This is a genomic window from Peribacillus sp. FW305-BF15 (assembly GCF_058783805.1).
Genome location: NZ_JBYSYV010000019.1, coordinates 87532 through 111675, shown reverse-complemented (window position 1 = coordinate 111675; position 24144 = coordinate 87532). Strand labels below are relative to the sequence as shown.

The 24144-nt window shown below is 42.9% G+C and carries 21 protein-coding genes, 1 rRNA gene and 1 riboswitch; of the genes, 21 read left to right on the top strand and 1 reads right to left on the bottom strand.

Going from position 1 to position 24144, the window contains the following annotated elements; genetic code table 11:
• From rrf to purD, 14 genes are all read left to right on the top strand, one after another.
• Positions 1-86 (top strand): 5S ribosomal RNA (gene rrf / locus AC3WLU_RS19485); the annotation flags it as partial.
• A gap of 474 nt (positions 87-560) precedes the next feature.
• A complete protein-coding gene (locus AC3WLU_RS19480; RefSeq protein ID WP_034306130.1) occupies positions 561-761 on the top strand; it encodes an NETI motif-containing protein in 201 nt (66 codons plus the stop codon).
• Positions 762-835: 74 nt separating this feature from the next.
• Positions 836-937: riboswitch (purine riboswitch) on the top strand.
• 180 nt (positions 938-1117) lie between these two features.
• Positions 1118-1606 (top strand): 5-(carboxyamino)imidazole ribonucleotide mutase, encoded by a 489-nt coding sequence (purE, locus tag AC3WLU_RS19475; protein ID WP_252279620.1) that lies wholly within the window; start codon positions 1118-1120, stop codon positions 1604-1606.
• On the top strand, positions 1590-2750 hold the full coding sequence (purK, locus tag AC3WLU_RS19470) for a 5-(carboxyamino)imidazole ribonucleotide synthase (RefSeq protein ID WP_268563978.1): 1161 nt from the start codon (positions 1590-1592) through the stop codon (positions 2748-2750). The genes purE and purK overlap by 17 nt, the downstream gene beginning before the upstream one ends.
• Entirely contained in the window at positions 2747-4039 is a 1293-nt protein-coding gene (purB, locus tag AC3WLU_RS19465; protein ID WP_034306123.1) for an adenylosuccinate lyase, read from the top strand. Before purK ends, purB begins: the two co-directional genes overlap by 4 nt.
• 102 nt (positions 4040-4141) lie before the next feature.
• The gene (gene purC / locus AC3WLU_RS19460) at positions 4142-4861 is read left to right on the top strand and encodes a phosphoribosylaminoimidazolesuccinocarboxamide synthase (RefSeq protein WP_048680630.1); all 720 of its coding nucleotides are present in this window, start codon (positions 4142-4144) and stop codon (positions 4859-4861) included.
• Complete coding sequence (purS, locus tag AC3WLU_RS19455) at positions 4854-5108, top strand: phosphoribosylformylglycinamidine synthase subunit PurS (RefSeq protein WP_034306118.1); 255 nt, start codon at positions 4854-4856, stop codon at positions 5106-5108. Before purC ends, purS begins: the two co-directional genes overlap by 8 nt.
• The gene (gene purQ, locus AC3WLU_RS19450; RefSeq protein WP_048680628.1) at positions 5105-5791 is read left to right on the top strand and encodes a phosphoribosylformylglycinamidine synthase subunit PurQ; all 687 of its coding nucleotides are present in this window, start codon (positions 5105-5107) and stop codon (positions 5789-5791) included. The genes purS and purQ overlap by 4 nt, the downstream gene beginning before the upstream one ends.
• The gene (gene purL, locus AC3WLU_RS19445; RefSeq protein ID WP_063577529.1) at positions 5775-7994 is read left to right on the top strand and encodes a phosphoribosylformylglycinamidine synthase subunit PurL; all 2220 of its coding nucleotides are present in this window, start codon (positions 5775-5777) and stop codon (positions 7992-7994) included. The genes purQ and purL overlap by 17 nt, the downstream gene beginning before the upstream one ends.
• Positions 7979-9394 carry an amidophosphoribosyltransferase gene (gene purF, locus AC3WLU_RS19440; protein ID WP_048680621.1) on the top strand — a complete coding sequence of 472 codons (1416 nt, stop codon included), beginning with the start codon at positions 7979-7981 and terminating at the stop codon, positions 9392-9394. Before purL ends, purF begins: the two co-directional genes overlap by 16 nt.
• A 42-nt stretch (positions 9395-9436) precedes the next feature.
• On the top strand, positions 9437-10462 hold the full coding sequence (purM, locus tag AC3WLU_RS19435; protein WP_492597761.1) for a phosphoribosylformylglycinamidine cyclo-ligase: 1026 nt from the start codon (positions 9437-9439) through the stop codon (positions 10460-10462).
• The gene (gene purN / locus AC3WLU_RS19430) at positions 10462-11037 is read left to right on the top strand and encodes a phosphoribosylglycinamide formyltransferase (protein ID WP_034306109.1); all 576 of its coding nucleotides are present in this window, start codon (positions 10462-10464) and stop codon (positions 11035-11037) included. The genes purM and purN overlap by 1 nt, the downstream gene beginning before the upstream one ends.
• 18 nt (positions 11038-11055) lie before the next feature.
• Positions 11056-12591 carry a bifunctional phosphoribosylaminoimidazolecarboxamide formyltransferase/IMP cyclohydrolase gene (gene purH, locus AC3WLU_RS19425; RefSeq protein WP_492597760.1) on the top strand — a complete coding sequence of 512 codons (1536 nt, stop codon included), beginning with the start codon at positions 11056-11058 and terminating at the stop codon, positions 12589-12591.
• A 19-nt stretch (positions 12592-12610) separates the two neighbouring features.
• Positions 12611-13885, top strand: a complete 1275-nt coding sequence (purD, locus tag AC3WLU_RS19420; protein ID WP_057278489.1) for a phosphoribosylamine--glycine ligase — start codon at positions 12611-12613, stop codon at positions 13883-13885.
• Positions 13886-13930: 45 nt separating this feature from the next.
• On the opposite strand, the gene AC3WLU_RS19415 is transcribed toward purD, so the two are convergent.
• Entirely contained in the window at positions 13931-14197 is a 267-nt protein-coding gene (locus tag AC3WLU_RS19415; RefSeq protein WP_034306101.1) for a YgaP-like transmembrane domain, read from the bottom strand.
• Positions 14198-14342: 145 nt separating this feature from the next.
• Between AC3WLU_RS19415 and AC3WLU_RS19410 the strand changes: the two genes are divergently transcribed.
• The 7 genes from AC3WLU_RS19410 to AC3WLU_RS19380 all read left to right on the top strand — a co-directional run bounded on the left by AC3WLU_RS19410 (position 14343) and on the right by AC3WLU_RS19380 (position 24013).
• The gene (locus AC3WLU_RS19410; protein WP_098865633.1) at positions 14343-16088 is read left to right on the top strand and encodes an adenine deaminase C-terminal domain-containing protein; all 1746 of its coding nucleotides are present in this window, start codon (positions 14343-14345) and stop codon (positions 16086-16088) included.
• Positions 16089-16131: 43 nt separating this feature from the next.
• The gene (locus tag AC3WLU_RS19405; protein ID WP_278088494.1) at positions 16132-17169 is read left to right on the top strand and encodes a DUF3048 domain-containing protein; all 1038 of its coding nucleotides are present in this window, start codon (positions 16132-16134) and stop codon (positions 17167-17169) included.
• Between the two features lie 26 nt (positions 17170-17195).
• The gene (locus AC3WLU_RS19400) at positions 17196-17510 is read left to right on the top strand and encodes a YerC/YecD family TrpR-related protein (RefSeq protein WP_034306094.1); all 315 of its coding nucleotides are present in this window, start codon (positions 17196-17198) and stop codon (positions 17508-17510) included.
• A gap of 220 nt (positions 17511-17730) precedes the next feature.
• Positions 17731-18414 carry a heptaprenylglyceryl phosphate synthase gene (gene pcrB / locus AC3WLU_RS19395; protein ID WP_057278492.1) on the top strand — a complete coding sequence of 228 codons (684 nt, stop codon included), beginning with the start codon at positions 17731-17733 and terminating at the stop codon, positions 18412-18414.
• 61 nt (positions 18415-18475) lie between these two features.
• A complete protein-coding gene (pcrA, locus tag AC3WLU_RS19390) occupies positions 18476-20722 on the top strand; it encodes a DNA helicase PcrA (RefSeq protein ID WP_268563981.1) in 2247 nt (748 codons plus the stop codon).
• A gap of 103 nt (positions 20723-20825) precedes the next feature.
• Entirely contained in the window at positions 20826-22832 is a 2007-nt protein-coding gene (ligA, locus tag AC3WLU_RS19385) for an NAD-dependent DNA ligase LigA (RefSeq protein WP_492597759.1), read from the top strand.
• Positions 22833-22843: 11 nt separating this feature from the next.
• On the top strand, positions 22844-24013 hold the full coding sequence (locus AC3WLU_RS19380) for a CamS family sex pheromone protein (RefSeq protein ID WP_098865637.1): 1170 nt from the start codon (positions 22844-22846) through the stop codon (positions 24011-24013).
• The last annotated feature ends 131 nt before the right edge of the window (positions 24014-24144 follow it).

Sequence of the window (24144 nt, the reverse complement as noted above, 5' to 3'; positions counted from 1 at the left end):
GTTCCCATTCCGAACACGGCAGTTAAGCTCTTCAGCGCCGATGGTAGTTGGGGGTTTCCCCCTGTGAGAGTAGGACGCCGCCAAGCCATTTAAAAAGATCAGCCATCCGGCTGGTCTTTTTTGTATTGTGATATTTTTCAGTTTCAGGGAGGAGTGACGTGAATTAACAGATAAATCAACCTGCAGGCTAATTAATTCCAACAGCTGGCTTATTTATTCGGCCTAAATTTGAATTGAAATAATTCATGGGAGCAAGATACGAATATGTATCATGGAGCAGAGGGAATTTCATGAATCAAGCGATTGTAATTCAGGGGGAGAAGGGCAGGATATTGAAGGAGATGTACAGTATATGAGTGTTGATGTTTTTACGGAAGACAGGGGCATCATATTCTGAGGTATTATGGAATTACCATTATAAAGTAATCGATTTTATTTACATGCATTCTTGTCTTTACTTATTCTTTTCATTATACTAGGAAGAATTTAATTGATAATATGCAAGTTGGATGGGTAAGGAAGAAGGCTGACAAATATAGAACCATGAAGGGATCGGTATTGTGAGTAAGAAGAGTAAGGAAAAGTTTGAAGTTATCGAGGGCGAGACGATCGATGCATGTTTAGATCGAATTAAAGCGGCAGGTTACTTTCCCGTAAGGCGAACGGAAGAGCCTATCTTTGCCGAGAGAATTGAGAATGGCAAAGTCCATTATGTGCCAGTTAATCGAAAAATTGTATTCGAAGCAAAGCTAATTGAGTAAAACACGAACGATTAATTAATATCATGTAAAAATATTCGATTTTAACTTGACATTAAAATGGCCGGAAGGTAAGATGAAGTTACATTAATACATCTCATATAATCATGGGGATATGGCCCAAAAGTTTCTACCTGATGACCGTAAATCATCGGACTATGAGAAAAGCATCTGACTATTTCGGAAACTAGCCAAGTCTTTTTGTATTTCCAAAAGGGCTTTCTTTTCCGGACAGGTTGCTTTCTCTATGAGGAAGCAACCTGTCCGGTTTTTTAATTTACAATGAATTATAGATAAATGATAAGCGTCTGTCTGCATACTCGGGACGCCATAATATGAGTGTTGGAGGGAAAGATGATATGAAACCGCAAGTTGGGGTTATTATGGGTAGTGTCTCGGATTGGGAAACGATGAAGTACGCTTGTGAATCATTGGAACAGCTTGAGATCCCCTATGAAAAAAGAGTCGTTTCCGCCCACCGGACGCCGGATTTATTATTTGAATATGCAGAGAGTGCAAAAGATAGAGATATTAAAGTGATTATTGCCGGAGCAGGCGGGGCTGCACATCTACCAGGTATGACCGCCGCTAAAACGATTGTCCCTGTGATTGGCGTGCCAATACAGTCGAAGGCATTAAATGGGATGGATTCGTTATTATCGATTGTTCAAATGCCTGGTGGCGTACCGGTTGCAACGGTTGCAATCGGAAAAGCCGGCGCAGTCAATGCCGGTTTGTTAGCGGCTCAAATATTAGCGGCTTTTGATTCTGACATTGCTGATAGGCTAGAGGCTTTACGAGACGAAACCAGAGAAAAGGTGTTACAGAGCAGTGAACAACTTAAATAATACAATCATATTACCGGGACAGACCATTGGAATTATCGGCGGTGGGCAATTGGGCAGGATGATGGCCTTGTCAGCTAAGGCATCGGGCTTTAAGATAGCGGTCCTTGAGCCGACTGCAGAAGGCCCATGTGCTCAAGTGGCGGATATTGAAATCATTGGTGCTTATGATGATATCGAAGCATTGAAAAGGTTAGCTGAAGTCAGTGATGTCATAACATACGAGTTTGAAAATATCAGTTCGGAAGCCTTGGATTGGTTAAAGCAACATGCATTTCTTCCACAGGGCTCAGAATTATTAAAGTTGACACAGGATAGATTGACAGAAAAAAAAGCCATATCCGATGCAGGAGCTTCCGTTGCTCCATATCACGAAATACAGGATATTTCAGAAATTTACCTTCATATAGAGAAATTAGGGTACCCTAGTGTGTTAAAAACGACGCGGGGCGGTTATGATGGAAAAGGGCAGTTGGTCATTAAGGAAGAAGCCGATATCAAAAAGGCTGAATCCCTGCTCAAAACAGGTATATGTGTGCTGGAAGCCTGGATTCCTTTCGTGAAAGAAATATCCATCATCGTGACGCGTAAGGCTGATGGCGAGACAAGTCATTTTCCGATTGCGGAAAACATTCATATTGAAAACATTCTTCATAAAAGCATTGTTCCGGCCCGTATCAGTATCCAAGCTGAACGGAAAGCTATTGATGAAGCTTTGCAGCTTGCAGAGAAACTTGATTTGGTGGGGACATTGGCAGTCGAGATGTTTTTAACCGCTCAGGATGATATCATCATTAATGAATTAGCGCCAAGGCCACATAACTCAGGCCATTATACAATGGAGGCATGTGAGACTTCACAGTTTGAACAGCATATAAGGGCTGTCTGCAATTGGCCTCTCGGAAATACGGCGTTATTGAAGCCCGTGGTAATGATAAACATCCTTGGTGAGCATATCGAACCCTTGTTGGATGAAATTCCGACGCTTTCAGATTGGAAGGTTCACCTTTACGGTAAGAAAGAAGCCAAGCTTAAGCGGAAAATGGGTCATGTGAATATTTTACGTCCAACGATTGAGGAAGCTCTTTTGGAAAGTGATCGAAGCAAAATATGGAATCAACAGGTTGAAACGGAGGAAGTAAAATGATTGAACGTTATACCCGCCCAGAGATGGGAAACATTTGGACAGAAAAGAACCGCTTTAATGCGTGGTTGGAAGTTGAAATCTTAGCTTGTGAAGCATGGTCAGAGCTAGGTGTCATTCCAAAAGAAGATGTGAAGCTTCTTCGCGAAAATGCTACATTCGATGTCGACCGTATCAATGAAATCGAAAAAGATACACGCCATGATGTTGTTGCTTTTACACGTGCGGTTTCCGAAACGTTGGGTGAAGAACGGAAATGGGTCCATTACGGACTGACTTCCACTGATGTGGTGGATACAGCTCTTTCATATGTGATAAAGCAGGCGAATGAGATCCTTGCCAAGGATTTAAATAACTTCGTGGAGATCCTGAAAAACAAAGCGAAAGAACATAAATACACGGTTCAAATGGGACGTACACATGGAGTTCATGCGGAACCGACCACATTTGGGTTGAAACTGGCACTTTGGTATCAAGAAATGAAACGCAATGTCGAACGTTTTGAAGAAGCAAGAAAGAACATAGAGGTTGGGAAAATCTCTGGGGCTGTCGGAACTTACGCAAACATCGACCCGTTCGTTGAAAAATTCGTTTGTGAAAAGCTTGGCCTTGAAGCAGCGCCAATCTCAACACAAACATTGCAACGCGATCGCCATGCACATTATATGAGTACATTGGCTTTAATTGCGACATCTATTGAAAAGTTTGCAGTGGAAATTCGCGGCTTGCAAAAAAGTGAAACACGCGAAGTGGAAGAATTCTTTGCAAAAGGACAAAAAGGATCTTCTGCAATGCCTCATAAACGGAATCCAATCGGTTCTGAAAATATGACGGGTATGGCTCGTGTAATCCGCGGTTACATGATGACAGCATATGAGAATGTGCCATTATGGCATGAGCGCGACATTTCGCATTCTTCTGCTGAGCGCATCATCTTGCCGGATGCAACGATCGCATTAAACTATATGCTGAACCGTTTCAGCAACATAGTGAAGAACTTGACCGTTTATCCAGAAAATATGAAACGCAATATGGACCGTACGCTGGGATTGATTTTCTCACAACGTGTGCTGCTATCCCTTATCGATAAAGGACTTGTCCGTGAAGAAGCTTATGATACGGTTCAGCCGAAAGCGATGGAAGCATGGGAGCTTCAGGTTCCATTCAGAAGCCTGATCGAAAAGGATGATAAAATCACAAGCTTGCTTACGAAAGAAGAACTTGATGATTGTTTCGATCCTACACATCACCTGAAAAATGTTGATGTAATCTTTGATCGTTTAGGTTTATAAAAGTGAAGGCGGCAAACATGGCACCTTTAATGGTGATATGTTTGCCAAGCCTGATCAATGGCAGGAAGATTCATAATATTCACAATGTGGGGGTCTGGACAGATGGAAAAACGAGAATTGTTGTATGAAGGAAAAGCGAAACAGATTTTTGCAACGGACAACAGTGAAATAGTATGGGTGGAATACAAGGATTCGGCAACGGCATTCAATGGTGAGAAGAAGTCAGAGATTGCCGGAAAAGGCAAGTTGAATAATCAAATTACTAGCTTACTATTTTCAAAGCTTGCCCAAGAGAATATCCCGTCCCATTTTATTGAAATGCTTTCCGAACGGGAGCAGCTAGTCAAAAGGGTATCCATCATTCCGCTAGAAGTCGTTGTCAGAAATACGGCTGCCGGCAGTTTTTCTAAAAGGACTGGCATTGAAGAAGGCCAGCCGCTCAAGAAAACGCTGATTGAGTTTTACTATAAAGACGACGAGCTCGGCGATCCTCTGTTAACGGAAGACCATATTGAAGAATTGGAACTTGCAAGCAAGGAAGATGTAGCGATTTTAAAAGAAAAGGCACAAGAAATCAGTATCGTCTTAACGTCTTTCTTTAAAGAGTTGGACATTAAATTGATTGATTTTAAATTAGAGTTCGGCAAAACCCCGAATGGAGACATTCTGCTGGCAGATGAAATTTCACCTGATACCTGCCGATTATGGGATATTAACACGAACGAAAAATTAGACAAAGATGTATTCCGCCGTGATTTAGGAAGTTTAACAGATGCTTACGAAAAAATACTAGCAAAGTTGGAGGGCACTCAACATGTATAAGGTTAAGGTATATATCACACTACGCGAAAGTGTATTAGATCCACAGGGAGCAGCAGTGCAACAATCACTTCATAGCTTGACATATAACGAAGTTAGTGATGTTCGAGTGGGGAAATACATTGAACTTACAATTAAGGATACGGATCGTGATTTAGATCAACTTGTGAAGGAAATGTGTGAAAAACTATTGGCCAATACGGTAATTGAAGCTTACCGTTATGATGTTGAGGAGGTTATCACCCAATGAAATTTGCTGTCATAGTTTTCCCTGGCTCCAATTGTGATGTCGATATGTACCATGCGATAAAGGATGCACTGGGGGAAGAAGTGGAGTATGTTTGGCACTCTACAGACAATCTAGATCAGTATGATGGGATTCTCCTTCCTGGAGGTTTCTCTTATGGAGACTATTTACGCTCTGGAGCAATTGCACGCTTTTCGAATGTAATGGCTGAAGTCGTAAAAGCGGCACAAGCAGGAAAGCCTGTCTTGGGTGTCTGCAATGGTTTTCAGATTTTACTTGAAGCAGGACTTTTACCTGGAGCGATGCGCCGTAATGAAGGCTTGAAATTCATTTGCCGCAATGTAGGACTGAAGGTTGAAAATAACCAATCGATGTTCACGACAGGATATGAATTAAATGAAACGATTACGATCCCTGTGGCACATGGTGAAGGGAATTACTACTGCGATGATGAAACATTGGCTGAATTAAAACAAAATAACCGCATCTTGTTCACGTATGATGGTGAAAATCCAAACGGAAGCTTGGAGCAAATAGCGGGAATTACAAATGAACAAGGAAATGTCCTCGGAATGATGCCTCATCCCGAACGTGCTGTTGATTCGCTGCTTGGCAGTAAAGACGGCTTAAAGATTTTTCAATCCATCGTAAAAAACTGGAGGGAATCACATGTTATTACAGCTTGAACCAAGTCCGGAAAAAATTAAATCGGATCGATTGTACGCAACAATGGGACTATCCGATGATGAATTTGCAATGGTGGAGAAAATCTTAGGCAGACTGCCGAATTATACGGAAACTGGTTTGTTTTCGGTTATGTGGTCAGAGCATTGTTCCTACAAAAATTCAAAACCCATCTTAAGGAAATTCCCGATTACAGGGGAGAAAGTGCTGCAAGGTCCTGGTGAAGGAGCAGGTATCGTTGATATCGGTGACGATCAGGCTGTCGTTTTTAAAATTGAAAGTCATAACCACCCTTCGGCAATAGAGCCTTATCAAGGTGCTGCTACCGGTGTCGGCGGAATTATCCGTGATGTTTTCTCCATGGGAGCCCGTCCGATCGCGATGTTGAACTCACTTCGCTTCGGTGAGCTAGACAATGATCGCGTGAAATATTTATTTAAAGAAGTGGTTGCAGGGATTGCAGGATACGGGAATTGTATCGGAATTCCAACTGTCGGCGGAGAAATTCAATTTGATCCATCGTATGAAGGAAATCCTCTTGTCAATGCAATGTGTGTCGGTTTGATCGATCATAAGGACATAAAAAAAGGCCAAGCGCATGGAGTGGGCAACACAGTGATGTATGTGGGTGCCAAAACTGGACGTGATGGCATTCATGGAGCAACATTTGCATCTGAAGAGCTATCAGAGTCTTCGGAAGAGAAACGGCCTGCCGTACAAGTAGGCGATCCATTCATGGAGAAACTGCTTTTGGAAGCATGCCTTGAATTGATTCAAAATGATGCCCTTGTTGGCATTCAGGATATGGGAGCAGCAGGTCTTACAAGCTCATCTGCCGAGATGGCGAGTAAAGCTGGCTCAGGAATAAAAATGAACCTGGATTTGGTACCGCAGCGTGAAACGGGAATGACAGCATATGAAATGATGCTTTCTGAATCACAAGAGCGGATGCTGATCGTTGTCACTAAAGGACGCGAACAGGAAATCGTCGACTTGTTTACGAAATATGACCTAGAAGCGGTTGCTGTTGGTGAAGTAACGGATGATAAAAATCTAACACTTTCCCATCAAGGTGAAATCGTTGCCGAGGTTCCGGTTGATGCATTGGCTGAAGAAGCTCCTATTTATCACAAGCCATCTGCAGAGCCGCAATATTTCCGTGACTTCCAAAGCATGACGGCAGAAGTGCCAGTCATTGAAGATTATAAAGAAACATTGGTATCCCTATTGAAGCAACCGACAATTTCGAGTAAGGAATGGGTCTACGACCAGTATGATTACATGGTCCGTACGAATACAGTCGTCTCACCTGGATCGGATGCAGCGGTAGTGCGTGTACGTGGTACGAATAAAGCCCTTGCCATGACGACGGATTGTAACTCCCGCTTTATTTATTTAGATCCTGAAACAGGCGGCAAAATCGCTGTGGCTGAAGCAGCCCGTAACATCATTTGCTCGGGTGCGGAACCTTTAGCGATTACGGATTGCTTGAATTTTGGGAATCCAGAAAAACCAGAAATATTCTGGCAACTGGAAAAAGCGGCAGACGGTATGAGTGAAGCTTGCAGAAGCTTAAGTACTCCTGTAATCGGCGGAAATGTTTCCCTTTATAATGAAACGAATGGTGAAGCGATTTATCCGACGCCTGTAGTTGGAATGGTTGGTCTAGTCAATGACCTTAAGCACATCACAACACAAACATTTAAAAATGAATCCGATTTGATTTACGTGGTTGGCGAAGCGAAAGTGGAATTCGGAGGCAGTGAATTACAGAAAATGCTCGAGGGTAAAATCTTTGGACGCGCTCCAGAACTTGATTTGGACCTTGAACAAAAACGTCAGCAGCAAATTCTGACAGCAATCCAAAAAGGACTTGTTGCATCAGCCCATGACCTTTCGGAAGGCGGTTTGGCAGTGGCTTTAGCTGAATCTTTATTCGGGGCAAGCAAACTAGGGGCAAAAGTGAATATATCCGGGGAACCTGTATCTGAATTATTCAGTGAAACGCAATCACGATTCTTACTGTCCATCAATCCTGAAAATCAAGCGTCATTTGAAGCTCTTGTTGAAGATGCGATTTGCATAGGCTCAGTAACGGCTGATAATAAATTAGTCGTGGCAACAAGTGATAGCAAAGTATTGGAAGCGGACGTTGAAGATTTACAAACAGCTTGGAAGGGAGCCATACCATGCTTGCTGAAATAAGAAGCCTAAACGAAGAGTGTGGTGTTGTTGGAGTCTGGGGACATCCCGATGCAGCGCAGCTTGCTTACTACGGTTTGCATAGCTTGCAACATCGTGGTCAAGAGGGAGCGGGCATCGTCGTGACGGATGGTGAGCAGATGTCCATCTCTAAGGGCGAAGGACTTGTCACAGAGATATTCACTGCGGAAAAAATGCAGGCACTTTCCGGTAGCGGTAAAGCGGCAATAGGCCATGTCCGTTATACAACGGCAGGCGGCGGCGGGTATCAAAATGTTCAGCCTTTCCTGTTCAATTCTCATACAGGAGGGCTGGCCCTTGCTCATAATGGGAATATCGTCAATGCCCATCAATTAAAAGCACAGCTTGAAGGACAAGGAAGCATTTTTCAAACGACCTCTGATACGGAAGTTCTGGCCCATCTGATTAAACGCTCCGGCTACTCGGATGTAAGAGATTCTGTGAAGAACAGTTTAAGTATGCTGAAGGGAGCCTATGCCTTTGTCATCATGACCGAAACCCAAATGATCATGGCAAGAGATCCGCATGGCTTCCGTCCACTTTCCTTGGGGAAAATAGGCGATGCATATTTCGCTGCATCTGAAACATGTGCACTTGATATTGTAGGTGCAGAATTCATCCGGGATATTGAGCCGGGTGAACTCGTTGTCATAAATGATGAGGGAATCACATCCGAATACTTTTCGCTTTCCAGCCAACAGGCAATGTGCACGATGGAGTACGTGTATTTTTCCCGTCCGGATAGCAACATTGATGGTATCAATGTTCATACGGCACGGAAAAACCTTGGTAAGCAAATGGCACTCGAAACCAAAATTGAAGCAGACGTAGTTACAGGTGTACCTGATTCCAGCATCTCGGCAGCGATTGGCTATGCTGAAGCTGCGGGCATTCCTTATGAAATGGGCTTAATAAAGAATCGTTATGTTGGACGGACTTTCATTCAGCCATCACAAAGTCTGCGTGAACAAGGCGTAAAGATGAAACTATCACCTGTAAGAGGGGTAGTGGAAGGCAAGCGGGTCATAATGGTTGATGATTCAATCGTCCGCGGGACAACGAGCAGAAGGATTGTCCGCATGTTAAAAGATGCCGGAGCGAAAGAAGTGCATGTAGTAATCAGCTCACCACCGATCAAGAATCCATGTTTTTATGGCATAGACACGTCTAAAAAGGAAGAACTGATTGCAAGCTCAAAATCTGTGGAGGAAATAAGGGAAATCATTGAAGCTGATTCCTTAACTTTTCTAAGTGTCGAAGGTATGGTCGAAGCAATTGGACGACCGTTTCCTGGAGAAACGCGCGGTTCTTGCCTAGCTTGTTTCACCGGAAATTATCCGACTGAAATTTTTGAATACGAACGAGAAAAAACAAAATGTTAATCAAGTCGGCAATGATGATTGATTTTCGGAGGAGGATTTCAAATGGCTAATGCATATAAACAGGCTGGTGTGGATATTGAGGCTGGTTATGAAGCGGTAAATCGAATGAAAAAACATGTAAAGCGCACATTTCGTCCAGAAGTAATGAATGGTCTGGGCGGTTTCGGCGGCATGTTTGATTTATCTTCCTTGAACCTTAAAGAACCTGTGCTCATTTCTGGTACGGATGGAGTGGGAACAAAACTTTTGTTAGCGATCATGATGGATAAACACGATACAATTGGAGTGGATTGTGTAGCTATGTGCGTCAATGATGTTGTCGTTCAAGGTGCTGCACCTTTATACTTTTTAGATTATATTGCCTGCGGTAAAGCAGATCCTGAACGAATTGAAATGATCGTCAAAGGGATTGCAGATGGCTGTGAGCAGGCGGGCTGTGCTTTAATCGGCGGAGAAACGGCTGAAATGCCGGGCATGTATGAGACGGAAGAATACGATGTGGCAGGTTTTACTGTAGGTGCCGTTGAAAAATCACGTCTTATTACTGGTGAAGCGATTTCGGCTGGTGATGTCGTTATTGGACTCGCTTCAAGCGGCATCCACAGTAATGGGTATTCACTTGTTCGTAAAATCCTTCTTGAAGACTCAGGCATGGGGCTTCATGACTTCGTACCGGAACTGGATTGCAAGTTGGGTGAGGAATTATTAAAACCGACGAAAATCTATGTGAAGTCCGTTTTATCGACGTTGGAAAAATTTGAGGTTAATGGTCTTGCCCATATCACCGGTGGAGGATTCATCGAGAATATTCCGCGTATCCTTCCTGAAGGATGCGGTGTTGAAATCGAGCTTGGAAGCTGGGAAATTCCAACTATATTTTCATTCCTTGAAGAAAAAGGGAACCTTGTAAAAGAGGAAATGTTCAATATCTTCAATATGGGTATTGGGATGACGGCTGTCGTCAAAAAAGAAGTGGCATTGGATGTGCTAGCCCACCTAAAGTCTTGCGGTGAAGAAGCCTCAATTATTGGAACGATCGTGGATGGAAATGGAGTGTCGTTCAAATAATGAGACGCCTTGCTGTCTTTGCATCAGGTAACGGTAGTAATTTTCAATCAATTGCTGAAGCAATAAAAAGTGGAAAGTTGGAGGCGGAAATCTGTCTTGTCGTATGCGATCGTGAAGACGCATATGTGCTTGAGAGAGCAAAGCTTGAGAATATTGACTCTTTCTCCTTTTCAGCAAAGAATTACTCCAACAAGACTGAATATGAATCGGAAATCCTGGAAAAACTTCGCCAGTATGAGATAGAGTTCATCATTCTTGCTGGTTATATGCGTTTGATCGGTCCGACATTATTACAAAAGTATTCACAGAGGATTGTGAACATCCACCCTTCACTTCTGCCAAGTTTTCCAGGCAAGGATGCAATTGGCCAGGCTTTTGATGCCGGAGTGAAGGAAACGGGGGTAACCGTTCATTATGTTGATGATGGAATGGACACAGGACCGGTCATTGCCCAAAAAACAGTGCCGATTCTTGAAGGGGATACGAGAGACATCCTTCAAAAAAGGATACAGGAAATGGAGCATGACCTGTACCCATCAGTTTTGCAGGAGCTATGCCACAAGAAACTTACTTAATGGAGGGACCAACATAACATGAAGAAACGCGCATTAATTAGTGTATCGGATAAAACAGGTATCGTAGAATTTGCTCAAGGTTTAATTGAAGCAGGTTTTGAAATCATTTCTACAGGCGGTACCAAAAAAACGCTTCAGGAAAATGGTATTGAGGTAATTGGAATCAGTGACGTCACCGGTTTCCCGGAAATTTTGGATGGACGTGTTAAAACGCTTCACCCGAATGTCCATGGAGCAGTGTTGGCAAAACATGATGACAAAGGTCACGCAGCACAGCTTGCTGAGCATAACATTGAACCCATTCAACTTGTCTGTGTAAACCTATATCCATTCCAAGCGACTATTTCCAAACCAGAAGTCACTGTGGAAGATGCTATTGAAAACATCGATATCGGTGGACCGACAATGCTTCGTTCTTCTGCTAAAAACCACGAATATGTGACTGTTATCGTTGATTCCAATGATTATCCTACCGTGTTGGCTGAGCTGAAACAAAACGGCGGGGTAACAAAAACCACGAATCGCCGACTGTCTGCAAAAGTTTTCCGTCATACAGCAGCATATGATGCAGTTATTTCAGAGTATATGACAGAGCTTGCCGATGAAGAAAATCCTGAATCATTGACTGTTACCTATGAATTGAAACAGTCGCTTCGTTATGGGGAAAATCCACATCAAAAAGCCGCATTCTATAAAAAACCGCTTGGTTCCGTTTTCTCGATTGCAGAAGCGAAGCAATTACATGGAAAAGAACTATCATACAACAACATCAATGATGCTGATGCAGCACTTCAAATCGTAAAAGAATTCAATGAGCCTGCTGCAGTTGCAGTCAAACATATGAATCCTTGCGGCGTCGGCGTCGGTGCGACTATTTTGGAAGCATATGAAAAAGCTTATGAGGCAGATGCCACCTCCATTTTCGGTGGGATCATCGCTTTGAACCGTGAAGTCGATAAAGCGACTGCGGAAAAGCTTCATGAAATTTTCCTTGAAATCATCATTGCCCCTGGGTTTACACAAGAGGCAGTGGAAGTATTGACAAGCAAGAAAAACCTACGTTTATTAACGATCGATTTTGACGCGGTTAAAAAGCCTGAACGTAAATTGACATCCATTGAAGGCGGATTACTTATTCAAGATCGGGACGCACATAGCTTAAAGGATGCAGAGGTAAAAGTGGCAACGAAACGTGAGCCTACACCTGAAGAGTGGAAAGCCATGGAACTTGGCTGGAAAATCGTGAAACATGTCAAGTCGAATGCAATAGTGGTTTGTAACGATCAAATGACATTAGGTGTTGGCGCAGGTCAAATGAACCGTGTGGGAGCTGCAAAAATTGCTCTGGAACAAGCTGGGGAAAGAGCGACAGGAAGTGCATTGGCATCAGATGCATTCTTCCCAATGGATGATACTGTAGAAGCGGCAGCAAAAGCGGGCGTCACGGCAATCATTCAGCCTGGTGGATCTGTTAAAGATGAGGATTCAATCAAGAAAGCTGATGAATATGGGATTACAATGGTGTTTACAGGAATTCGTCACTTTAAACATTAATCAAAAACGAGGTGCGATAATGAATGTACTAGTAATTGGCCGGGGCGGCAGGGAGCATGCCATAGCCCGCAAACTATTTGAAAGTAAACGGGTTGGGACCGTTTTTGCAGCACCGGGAAATCCAGGGATGACCGATGTAGCGACTCTTGTTCCAATTGATGAAAACAATCACAGGGAATTGGTTGCCTTTGCCAAGAATAATGCAGTTGCATTAACGGTGATCGGGCCCGAAACACCATTGTTGAATGGACTTGCAGATGATTTTGCGGAGGCAGGATTACAGGTATTTGGCCCTAATGGCCGTGCTGCTGTCATCGAGGGAAGTAAATCCTTTGCTAAAGATTTAATGAAGAACTATAGCATTCCGACAGCGGAATATGAAACATTCTCTGATTATGATTCAGCAAAGGCATATATCGAAAAAATGGGTGCCCCCATTGTCATAAAAGCGGATGGTTTGGCAGCAGGAAAAGGTGTCGTAGTTGCTATGACGATGGAAGAGGCGTTAGACGCCATCCATGATATGCTAGTCGGAGCAAAGTTCGGGGAAGCATCTGCCAAAGTCGTTATTGAGGAATTCCTTGATGGCGAGGAATTTTCATTGATGGCATTCGTTAATGGGGAAAAAGTGTATCCGATGGTCATTGCTCAAGATCATAAGCGGGTTTTTGATGGAGATCAGGGTCCGAACACAGGTGGAATGGGTGCATATTCACCGGTACCGCAAATATCCGATGAAATGATCCAGACTGCAGTCGAAACGATTCTTAAACCCACGGTAAATGCGATGATTTCTGAGAATCGGAGTTTTACAGGAATATTATATGCCGGGTTGATCGCCACTGAAAAGGGCACAAAAGTCATTGAGTTCAATGCCCGTTTTGGCGATCCGGAAACGCAAGTCGTTTTACCTCGTCTAAAGACAGACTTCGTAGATACGCTTGAAGCGGTTCTTTCTGGAGAGGATTTACAACTTGAATGGCATGAAGAGGCCGTGCTCGGAGTGGTCGTCGCAGCTGATGGATATCCAGGGGAATATAAAAAGGGATCTATCATTAAAGGCTTGGAAAAGATTGATCCGAAAGCCCATGTTTATCATGCTGGAACGGCTCTCAATAATGAAGGGAACTTCATCTCGAATGGCGGACGTGTACTTCTGGTTGCTGCAAAAGGGAAAGATTTGGCCTCTGCGCAAGCTGAAGTATATAAAGAGTTAGGGCATATTGAGAAAGACGGTTTATTTTGGCGAACGGATATTGGCTACCGAGCAATAAAATACAATTTTTCATCATAATATAAAGAAGCTGACTCTAAGCGGAGTCAGCTTCTTCTATAAGACTTAATATGAATCAGATTGATTCGATTCATTTTCCTGTTTTGGTTCTTTTGTCATCAAGTTTTGTCCGTTTTCCATCGCATCGACGACAGGACAATAACGGAGGATCCCTTCACCTATTTTCATGGCGGAAAGCATGGCCACGATTATATAAGATTGGTTTTTCCATGGTTTTTTCACCATTTTAGCCGTAGCCCATGTTAGAAATGTAAAACCACAAGTAATTCGCATTAAAGCATTTATTATACTGATATTTTGTTTAAACTTCATATAAAATCCATCCCTTCACAAAAATTTAACAATAATCTGGATAACATTACTGTTCTAATGGGGCAAGTATGTTACTATGAAATAAAATTGGATTGAAAATGGTTTTTTTCATACACTGTTTCTAATAACTTATGGGGGAATGTTTATGCTTGAACAGCGCTATAGATGGAAAAATAAACATCTAAGAGAACATATAGATGTGCTGGATGGCAATAGGGCACCACACATTCTGCTAAAAAATACGACTTATTTAAATCAGGCTTTACGAAAATGGGTAAAAGCGAATATATGGATATATGAAGATCGCATCATATATGTTGGTGATAAGCTTCCTGATAATATAGACCGCTGTGAAATGGTCGACTGTACAAACCAGTACTTGGTTCCGGGTTATATTGAGCCGCATTCACACCCTTCTCAATTATATAATCCCCTTTCTTTTTCACGTTATGCATCTCATTTTGGCACAACGACATTGATCAATGATAACTTGCCGTTTCTATTGCAGTTAGATAAAAAGAAAGCGTTTTCTCTTTTGAAAGAATTACGTAACATTCCTGTAACAATGTATTGGTGGAGCCGTTTTGACGGACAAACGGAATTGATCGATGAAGATATGGTCTTTTCCCATGGGGCCGTCAAATCATGGCTGGAGCATGACGCCGTATTACAGGGCGGGGAACTAACTGGATGGCCGAAGCTTCTCGATGGGGATGACATGATGTTGCACTGGATTCAGGAAGCCAAGCGAATGAGGAAGAAAATAGAAGGACACTTTCCAGGTGCTTCAGAGAAGACTTTAGCAAAAATGACCTTGTTCGGCGCCGATTGTGATCATGAGGCAATGACAGGTGATGAAGTCATGTCACGCTTGCTGCAGGGCTATTATGTATCGTTAAGACATTCTTCGATCCGTCCGGATTTACCAAAGCTGATACAGGAAATCCATGAACTGGGCATTGATCATTATGACAAAATCTTTTATACGACAGATGGATCACCTCCGTCCTTTTATGAAGGTGGTTTCATAGACTGCTTGATCAAAATAGCGATAGAGCATGGGGTTCCGGTCATTGATGCCTACAATATGGCGACCATCAACATCGCACGATATTATAACATTGAATACCTTCATGGCAATATTGCCACAGGGAGGGTGGCGAACATCAACTTCCTGACCGATGTAAAGGAACCCGCACCGGTTTCGGTAATGGCGAAAGGGAAATGGGTGAAAAGGGATGGTGAGATCATTCCGGATAAACAGGAAATCGAATGGAGTGATTTCGATTTTAAACCGCTCGATCTTGATTGGGATCTCAGTTTAAAGGAGGATTTTGAATTTTCCATGCCGTTCGGGATAGAACTGGTTAATAATGTAATTACGAAACCATACTCCCTTGCCAATGATGTTGGGCATGAAGAACTGAACTTTGAGGATGATGAATGCTTTTTCATGCTAATCGACCGGGAAGGGAAATGGCGCATCAATACGATATTAAAAGGGTTTGCGGACAAATTGTGTGGCTTTGCTGGCTCTTATACAAATACAGGTGATATCATACTGATCGGTAAAAGGAAAAAGGATATGCATTTGGCATTTAACCGGCTGAAGGAAATTGGCGGTGGAATCATTTTGACGGAACAAGGCAAGGTGATTCATGAACTTCCTCTGAAATTAAAGGGAGTCATGTCGACCAAGGAGGTTCCTGAATTGATAAAAGAAGAAAATGAATTGAAACATTTGCTGCGGGAAAGAGGTTATCGCTTCGCCGATCCTGTGTATACCCTTTCATTCTTTTCGACAACCCATCTGCCATATATAAGGCTGACCCAGCGAGGAGTATATGATGTAATGAATAAAACTATACTCTTTCCCACTATAATGCGTTAAAATATAAGAGAAGAAATGGCTAATAAATCAGAGGAGTGGAAAGATGAAATTTAAGAGAGTTCTTTTCATCGTTATTGCTATTTTACTGCTGGCAGGCTGTTCGACGAAAGAGGATCCTGCATCGGATGACGGTAAGCCGAAAGACCAAGCTGTCATCAAAAATACAGATGTGAAAAATGAACCTTCCAATGAGTTTCCACTTACAGGTATGGCCACCGAAGCAGGCAGTGAGCGAAGGGCTGCAGCAGTGATGATTAATAATCATCCGGAAGCACGCCCGCAATCGGGCCTCTCAGAAGCCGATATGGTTTACGAAATGCTCGCAGAAGGTGACATAACCAGATTTTTAGCTATCTTCCAAAGTGAAATGCCTAGTCAAATCGGTCCGATTCGGAGTGCAAGGGACTATTATATCGAATTGGCTAAAGGCCTTGATTGCATCTATGTCTGTCATGGGTATAGCCCTGAGGCAAAGACCATGCTGGACAGAGGGTATATTGATAACTTGAACGGATTATATTATGATGGTACTTTGTTTCAACGTTCGGCAGATCGAAAAGCACCGCATAATTCCTACACCTCCTTTGAGGATATCGAAAAAGGTGCAAAGGAAAAGGGTTATGAGTTGAATGGTGCACCGAAGCCTTATGCTTTCCTTACAAAAGAAGAGGCAGCTGGACTTCAAGGGGAACCGGCATTGAAAACCGAGGTTTCCTACGGATCAGACGAGTATGATGTACAGTATGAATACGAAGCCACGGAAGAGAAATATAAACGTTATTCGAATGGAGAGCAAACAGTCGAGCATAAATCGAATAAACCTATTTTACTGGATAATATATTGATCATTGAGGCTGCTCATCAAGTGATCGACGACAAAGGGCGTCGGAAAATCGACTTGAAAAGTGGCGGAAATGGTTATTTACTTCAAAAAGGAAAAGCGAATGAAGTAGAATGGGTGAATAAGGATGGTCGTATTACACCAGTGAAAAACGATAAAGAGGTAGGGTTGGTTCCAGGGAAAACTTGGATCAATATTATTCCGGATGAACCTGGTTTAGTAGGAGACGTCTCATTTTGATACCCATGAAATTGAGGGGGAGTAACATGCAAATTGATAAGTTAAGAGGAAAAGAAACGGATCAGCTGTTCAAGTCGATCCTTTCCTTGCGTGATTTGGACGAATGCTATCGATTTTTTGATGATCTATGCACAGTTAATGAAATTTCATCATTGGCACAGCGTCTTGAAGTAGCCCGCATGCTTGAAGAAGGAAAAACCTATCATAAAATCGAAACGGAAACAGGTGCAAGCACGGCTACGATTTCCAGGGTCAAACGCTGCTTGAACTACGGAAATGATGCTTATTCCATGGCTCTGAACCGTATTAAGGATAACGTAGAGGAAACAACTGAATCATAATTCTTTCGATTATAATAAAAAGCTGGGGAATTCATTTCCCGGCTTTTTATTTTGTGTCCAGCACGCTCATTGCCGGCTGTCTTTCAGCCGTATCCATGTTATATTGGATTTTAGATTAAAAGGTTCCATTTGGTAATAACATTTTATCGATACTTCTCTTTTTTAATGAAAAATCTTAATGCTATAATGGTGTAATGGGAAGTGTGAATGGAGGATTATAATGTACGATTTTCGCGAGTGGAAACATGTTTTCAAACTCGATCCAAATAAAGAAATAAGTGATGAGGCACTTGAGAAAGTCTGTGAATCCGGTACTGATGCAATCATGGTCGGGGGAACGGATGGTATCACGCTTGAGAATGTGCTTCATTTAATGGCACGTGTCAGGCGATATACGGTCCCATGTGTGATGGAAATTTCTTCAGTTGAAACGGTGACGCCGGGGTTTGATTTATATTTCATTCCGAGTGTCCTGAATAGCACCAACCCGGATTGGATGATGAAATTGCATCAGCAAGCAGTCAAGGAATACGGATACCTTTTGAATTGGGATGAAATTTTCGTTGAAGGGTACTGTATCCTGAACCCTGGGTGCAAGGCGGCCCAATTGACGAAAGCCAATACTGATTTGGATATGGATGATGTGGGTGCATACGCGATGATGGCGGAAAAGATGTTCAACCTGCCGATCTTTTATTTGGAATACAGCGGTGATTATGGCGATGTCCAGATGGTGGAAGCGGCCAAAGAGAGTTTGGAAGATACCATACTATTCTATGGCGGTGGGATAAAATCGGTTGAACAGGCCAAAGAGATGTCCAAGATTGCGGATGTCATCGTTGTCGGCAATGTGATTTATGAAGATTTGAAAGTGGCCCTTGCAACAGTTACGGCAGTTAAATGAAAACATGTAAGAAATATAGTATACTAAAACAGAAACGAATGTTCGTATAGGTGGTGTGATAATGCAATATTTAGCGGAAAAATTATTAATTGGTTTGAATGAACAGCAACAAAAAGCAGTGAAAGCAACAGATGGTCCACTTTTAATCATGGCTGGGGCAGGAAGTGGAAAGACGCGTGTGCTGACTCACCGAATAGCATACTTGATGGTCGAGAAGGAAATAGCGCCTTGGAACATCCTTGCAATCACGTTCACCAACAAAGCGGCACGTGAGATGAAGGAGAGGATCCGTGCCATACTTGGCGGTGCATCCGAAGATATCTGGATTTCGACTTTCCACTCGATGTGTGTCCGTATTCTCCGAAGAGATATCGACCGTATCGGATTTAATAGGAACTTCTCGATATTGGATACGACGGATCAGCAATCGGTCATAAAACAAATCATGAAAGACCGTAATATGGATACAAAGAAATATGATTATCGTGCCATTTTGGGCAGCATCAGTTCAGCGAAAAATGAATTGGTCGGGCCGGAAGAGTACCTGAAGACGGCGTCTGATTACTTCACTAAAGTAACGGCCGATGTTTATACGGAATATCAAAAACGGCTGCGCAAAAATTCAGCGCTCGATTTCGATGATTTGATCATGATGACGATTCAATTGTTCCAGCTCGTACCTGAGGTGCTTGAATATTATCAGCGTAAATTTCAATACATTCATGTTGATGAGTACCAAGATACGAACAGGGCTCAATACATGCTTGTTAAATTATTGGCTTCACGCTTCCGTAATCTCTGTGTTGTCGGGGATTCCGATCAATCGATCTATCGTTGGCGCGGTGCGGATATTGCGAATATCCTTTCATTTGAAAAAGATTATCCGAATGCCAACATGATTTTCCTTGAACAGAATTACCGCTCGACGAAAAAGATCCTTGCAGCAGCGAATAAGGTCATCGATAACAATCAAAACCGTAAGCCGAAAAATCTTTGGACCGAGAATGCAGATGGCAATAAGATATTCTATTACCGTGCGGACAATGAACAAGGGGAAGCGCAATTCGTAGCCGGAAAGATAAATGAGTTAGTTCAGGACGGCAGCAGGAAGTATTCAGATATAGCAATACTTTACAGAACGAATGCACAATCACGTGTCATGGAGGAAGTTCTGCTTAAATCCAATATTAATTATGCAATAGTCGGGGGCACTAAGTTCTATGACCGTAAAGAGATTAAGGATTTACTTGCCTATCTTCGACTTATTGCGAACCCTGATGATGACATCAGCCTTCGCCGTGTAATCAATGTGCCAAAACGCGGAATTGGTGCAACTTCGATGGACAAAGTGGCAGATTATGCTGATCAATTTGATGTTTCCATATATAAAGCACTGGAGTCTGTGGAAATGGCAGGGATAAGCGGGAAGGCCACCAAAGCGGCAAGGGAATTCCATACGCTGATCACTAATTATACAAATCAGCAGGAGTACTTATCCGTGACGGAACTTGTGGAGGAAGTCATCGAGAAAACCGGTTACCGTGAGATGCTGCAGGCAGAAAAAACGATTGAATCACAAAGCCGGCTTGAAAATATAGATGAGTTTTTATCTGTTACGAAAGCATTCGAAGATAACAGCGAGGACAAATCATTGGTGGGCTTTTTGACTGACTTGGCGTTGGTTGCCGATATAGACCAACTTGACGAGAATACCGAAGAAGCTACAAATACGGTAACGTTGATGACATTGCATTCAGCGAAGGGACTTGAATATCCGGTAGTCTTTCTATTGGGCCTTGAAGAGGGGGTTTTCCCTCACAGCCGCTCTCTCATGGATGAAGAGGAGATGGAAGAAGAACGCCGCCTGGCTTATGTGGGAATTACAAGGGCCGAAAATGAACTATTCATAAGCAATGCCCAAATGCGGACATTGTATGGACGGACGAGCATGAATCCCGTTTCACGTTTCATCAGTGAAATACCAGAGGAACTTCTAGAAGACCTAAAACCGAAACCTGCTCCTAGGGCTAGGCAAACGCCTTTCAGCTCTTCGAGGACCGGGTCTCCTTCAACAGCTTCAACAAGAAAAGTGCCTGCCTTTGGAAAAGCTGTTTCTGCACCATCCGCAACGGGCGGTGAAGAAATTGGCTGGGCTGTCGGTGACCGTGCCTCCCATAAAAAATGGGGTATAGGAACCGTGGTGAGCGTAAAAGGGGAAGGCGAAGGAAAGGAATTGGATATTGCCTTTCCAAGTCCAATCGGCATCAAACGCCTATTGGCGAAATTTGCACCAGTTGAAAAAGCATAAGCTATTAATATGCTCCTGCTGGTAAAGAATAGGGATATCTGACTTTAGACACCGCTCTTCTATAAGAAGTGCGGTGGAGTCTTCTTTAGAAAGGATTGAACGTATGGACTTACAAGCTGCAGAGAAGAAAGTTCTGGAACTGCAAACGTTATTGAACCAATACAGCTATGAATATTATGTGATGGACCAGCCATCAGTACCTGATGCTGAATATGATCGGCTGCTACGTGAACTTATTGGGTATGAGGAGAAATTTCCGGAACTGCAAACGGCGGACTCACCGACACAACGGGTCGGTGGCGCCATTTTGGATATGTTTGAAAAGGTGGAGCATACCACACCGATGCTTAGTTTAGGCAATGCCTTCAACGAAAGTGACTTACGGGATTTCGACAGAAAGGTCAGACAATCTGTAGGTGACGATTTTTCCTATGTATGTGAATTGAAAATTGACGGACTTGCTGTCACACTTCAATATGAGAATGGATATTTCGTAAGGGGGGCAACCCGTGGAGACGGAACGATCGGTGAAGATATTACCGCCAATTTGAAAACGATCAAGTCGATTCCATTGAAGTTACGGGAGCCGGTCGCCATAGAAGTGCGCGGTGAGGCATTCATGCCAAAAAAATCATTCGAATCATTAAACAAGGCTAAGGAAGAACGCGGTGAGGAACCATTTGCAAACCCGCGAAATGCCGCTGCCGGCTCGTTAAGGCAGCTTGATCCGAAACTTGCTGCGAAACGGAACTTGGATATTTTCCTTTATGCGATTGCCGATTTGGGGGAAACGGGGGTCCGTTCCCATAGCGAGGGTCTGGATTTATTGGATAGACTCGGGTTTAAGACGAACCGGGAAAGAAAAACATGCTCGAATATAGAGGAAGTACTGGCCTATATAGTAGAATGGACGGAACAACGTCCAAACTTAGCCTATGATATTGATGGAATTGTCGTAAAGGTGGATTCCCTTGAACAGCAGGATGAATTAGGTTTTACTGCAAAAAGTCCGCGATGGGCCATTGCTTATAAATTCCCAGCTGAAGAAGTCATTACAACCCTAAGGGATATCGAGCTGAATGTGGGCCGTACGGGTGTATTGACCCCGACTGCCGTTTTGGATCCCGTCCGGGTAGCAGGTACGACTGTGCAGCGAGCTTCACTTCACAATGAAGACTTAATCCGTGAAAAGGACATCAGAATCGGAGATCAAGTGGTTGTGAAAAAAGCGGGTGATATCATTCCAGAGGTAGTCAATGTACTGGCAGAGCGCCGTACAGGGGAAGAAGTCGAGTTTCAGATGCCGACTGAGTGCCCTGAGTGCAGCAGTGAACTTGTCCGGCTGGACGGGGAGGTTGCTTTACGCTGCATCAACCCGAAGTGTCCTGCACAAATACGGGAAGGTTTGATTCACTTTGTTTCCCGTACAGCTATGAATATAGACAGTCTTGGTGAAAAAGTGATTAGCTTGTTATTTAAAGAAGAACTCATACAAGATGTGGCTGATATTTATAAGCTTACATACGATCAACTGATTGCTTTGGAAAGGATGGGGGATAAATCCGTCACTAAACTTCTTCAAGCAATCGAAGCTTCGAAGACCAACTCGTTGGAAAAATTACTATTCGGGCTGGGCATTCGCCATGTTGGTTCCAAAGCTGCCAAGACGCTTGCGAGGGAATTCGGGACGATGGAAGCCTTAAGCAAGGCGAGCCGTGAAGAACTAACGGCCATTAATGAAATAGGCGATAAGATGGCTGATTCCATCGTAGCTTATTTTGAATTGGAAGAAGTCCATGCATTATTGAATGAGCTGGATGCAGCCGGTGTGAATCTTACTTTCAAAGGGCAAAGAGCTGTTGCTTTAGAAGATATCGACTCTTTTTTTGCCGGTAAAACAGTCGTTTTAACGGGAAAACTGCATCAGTTAACACGTAACGAAGCTAAAGAGAAATTAGAGGCGCTAGGAGCTAACGTTGCTGGAAGTGTCAGCAAGAAAACCGATTTGGTCGTAGCTGGTGAAGATGCCGGTTCCAAACTGGAAAAAGCCGAAAGCCTAGGCGTCATGGTATGGGATGAAGAGAGACTGATTGAGGAACTAAATAAATAAGAGGTGTAGCTATGAGGAAACACTCCATTTTGGGGATGATTCTTATACTGCTTCTTGCTGGATGTGCGCCTAGTTTCGAGGATAAGCAAGAGGTAGTTCAAGACTCCAAAGACAAAAAAGAAACGGCAATTATTCCGAAGTATAAAATTTCGGAAGAATATTATCAAACAATCCTACCGTTTGAACCATCAAAAGCACGCGGTTTGGTCGTATCCAATCTAAATACCCGATATGACATTGAAGAATTCGAAAATGGATTGATGCGGTTGGCCCAAACCCAATTCGACCCGGAAGATTACCTGTTTCAAGAGGGGCAAATGCTAGATAGTTCCGAGATATCTTCCTGGCTGAACAGAAAATATACCGATAGTCAGTTAAAAGAAAAGAAGATGAAGGCCAAAGAGAACCTTGGCTTGAATCCGGTTGATCCGGGCAAAGGTGACATTGATAAGCGAAATGAAGAAAATCCGATCTATCTCGCCCATATTTTAGAACATAATTACTTGGTCAAAACAAAAGATAATTCAGTAAGCCTTGGCGGAGTTGTAATCGGTCTAGCGTTGAATTCAGTGCATTACTATCAAAAAGAGGCATTCGGTGCCACCTATGAAAAAAAAATCGATAGTAAAAAGCTAAAGCAAGAAGGGGAAAAAATTGCTGCAGAAGTTTTAAAAAGGCTGCGTAAAATGGACAAGCTGAAAAATGTTCCGATTACGATTGCCTTATTCGAGCAAAATGAAAAATCTTCAGTAGTCCCTGGGAATTTCATTTCCTATACAAATATCGATAAAAACTCGAACAATATTGGAAAATGGACGAACTTGGACGAAGAGTATTTCCTATTTCCTTCTGCTGCTGCTGAAAAGAAATACCGTGATGACGTCAATACTTTCACGAACTTTAAAGAAGATGTCGAAGAATACTTCCCTAACTTTAATGGAGTCATCGGCAGGGCGTTCTATATGGATGATCAATTGCAAAGCCTGAACATCGATATCCCCATTCAATTTTATGGGAACTCGGAAGCGATAGGCTTTACCCAATATGTTGCTGGGCTCATAATGGAGCGTTTCCCGAACTATATTGCCGTACAGGTATCCATTACATCTGTAAATGGACCTGAAGCGCTCATAGTCCGTGAAGCGAATCAGGACGAACCAACCGTTCATATATACGAATGAAAAAAGGATGAAGCTTAGCGGCTTCATCCTTTTTTTCGACTGGAATCTATTTCTTGTGAATGTCAAAATAATCTTTAACAATGAACAAAGATATATAATGGAAAGTAAACCCTTTCATCTTAGGGAACAAG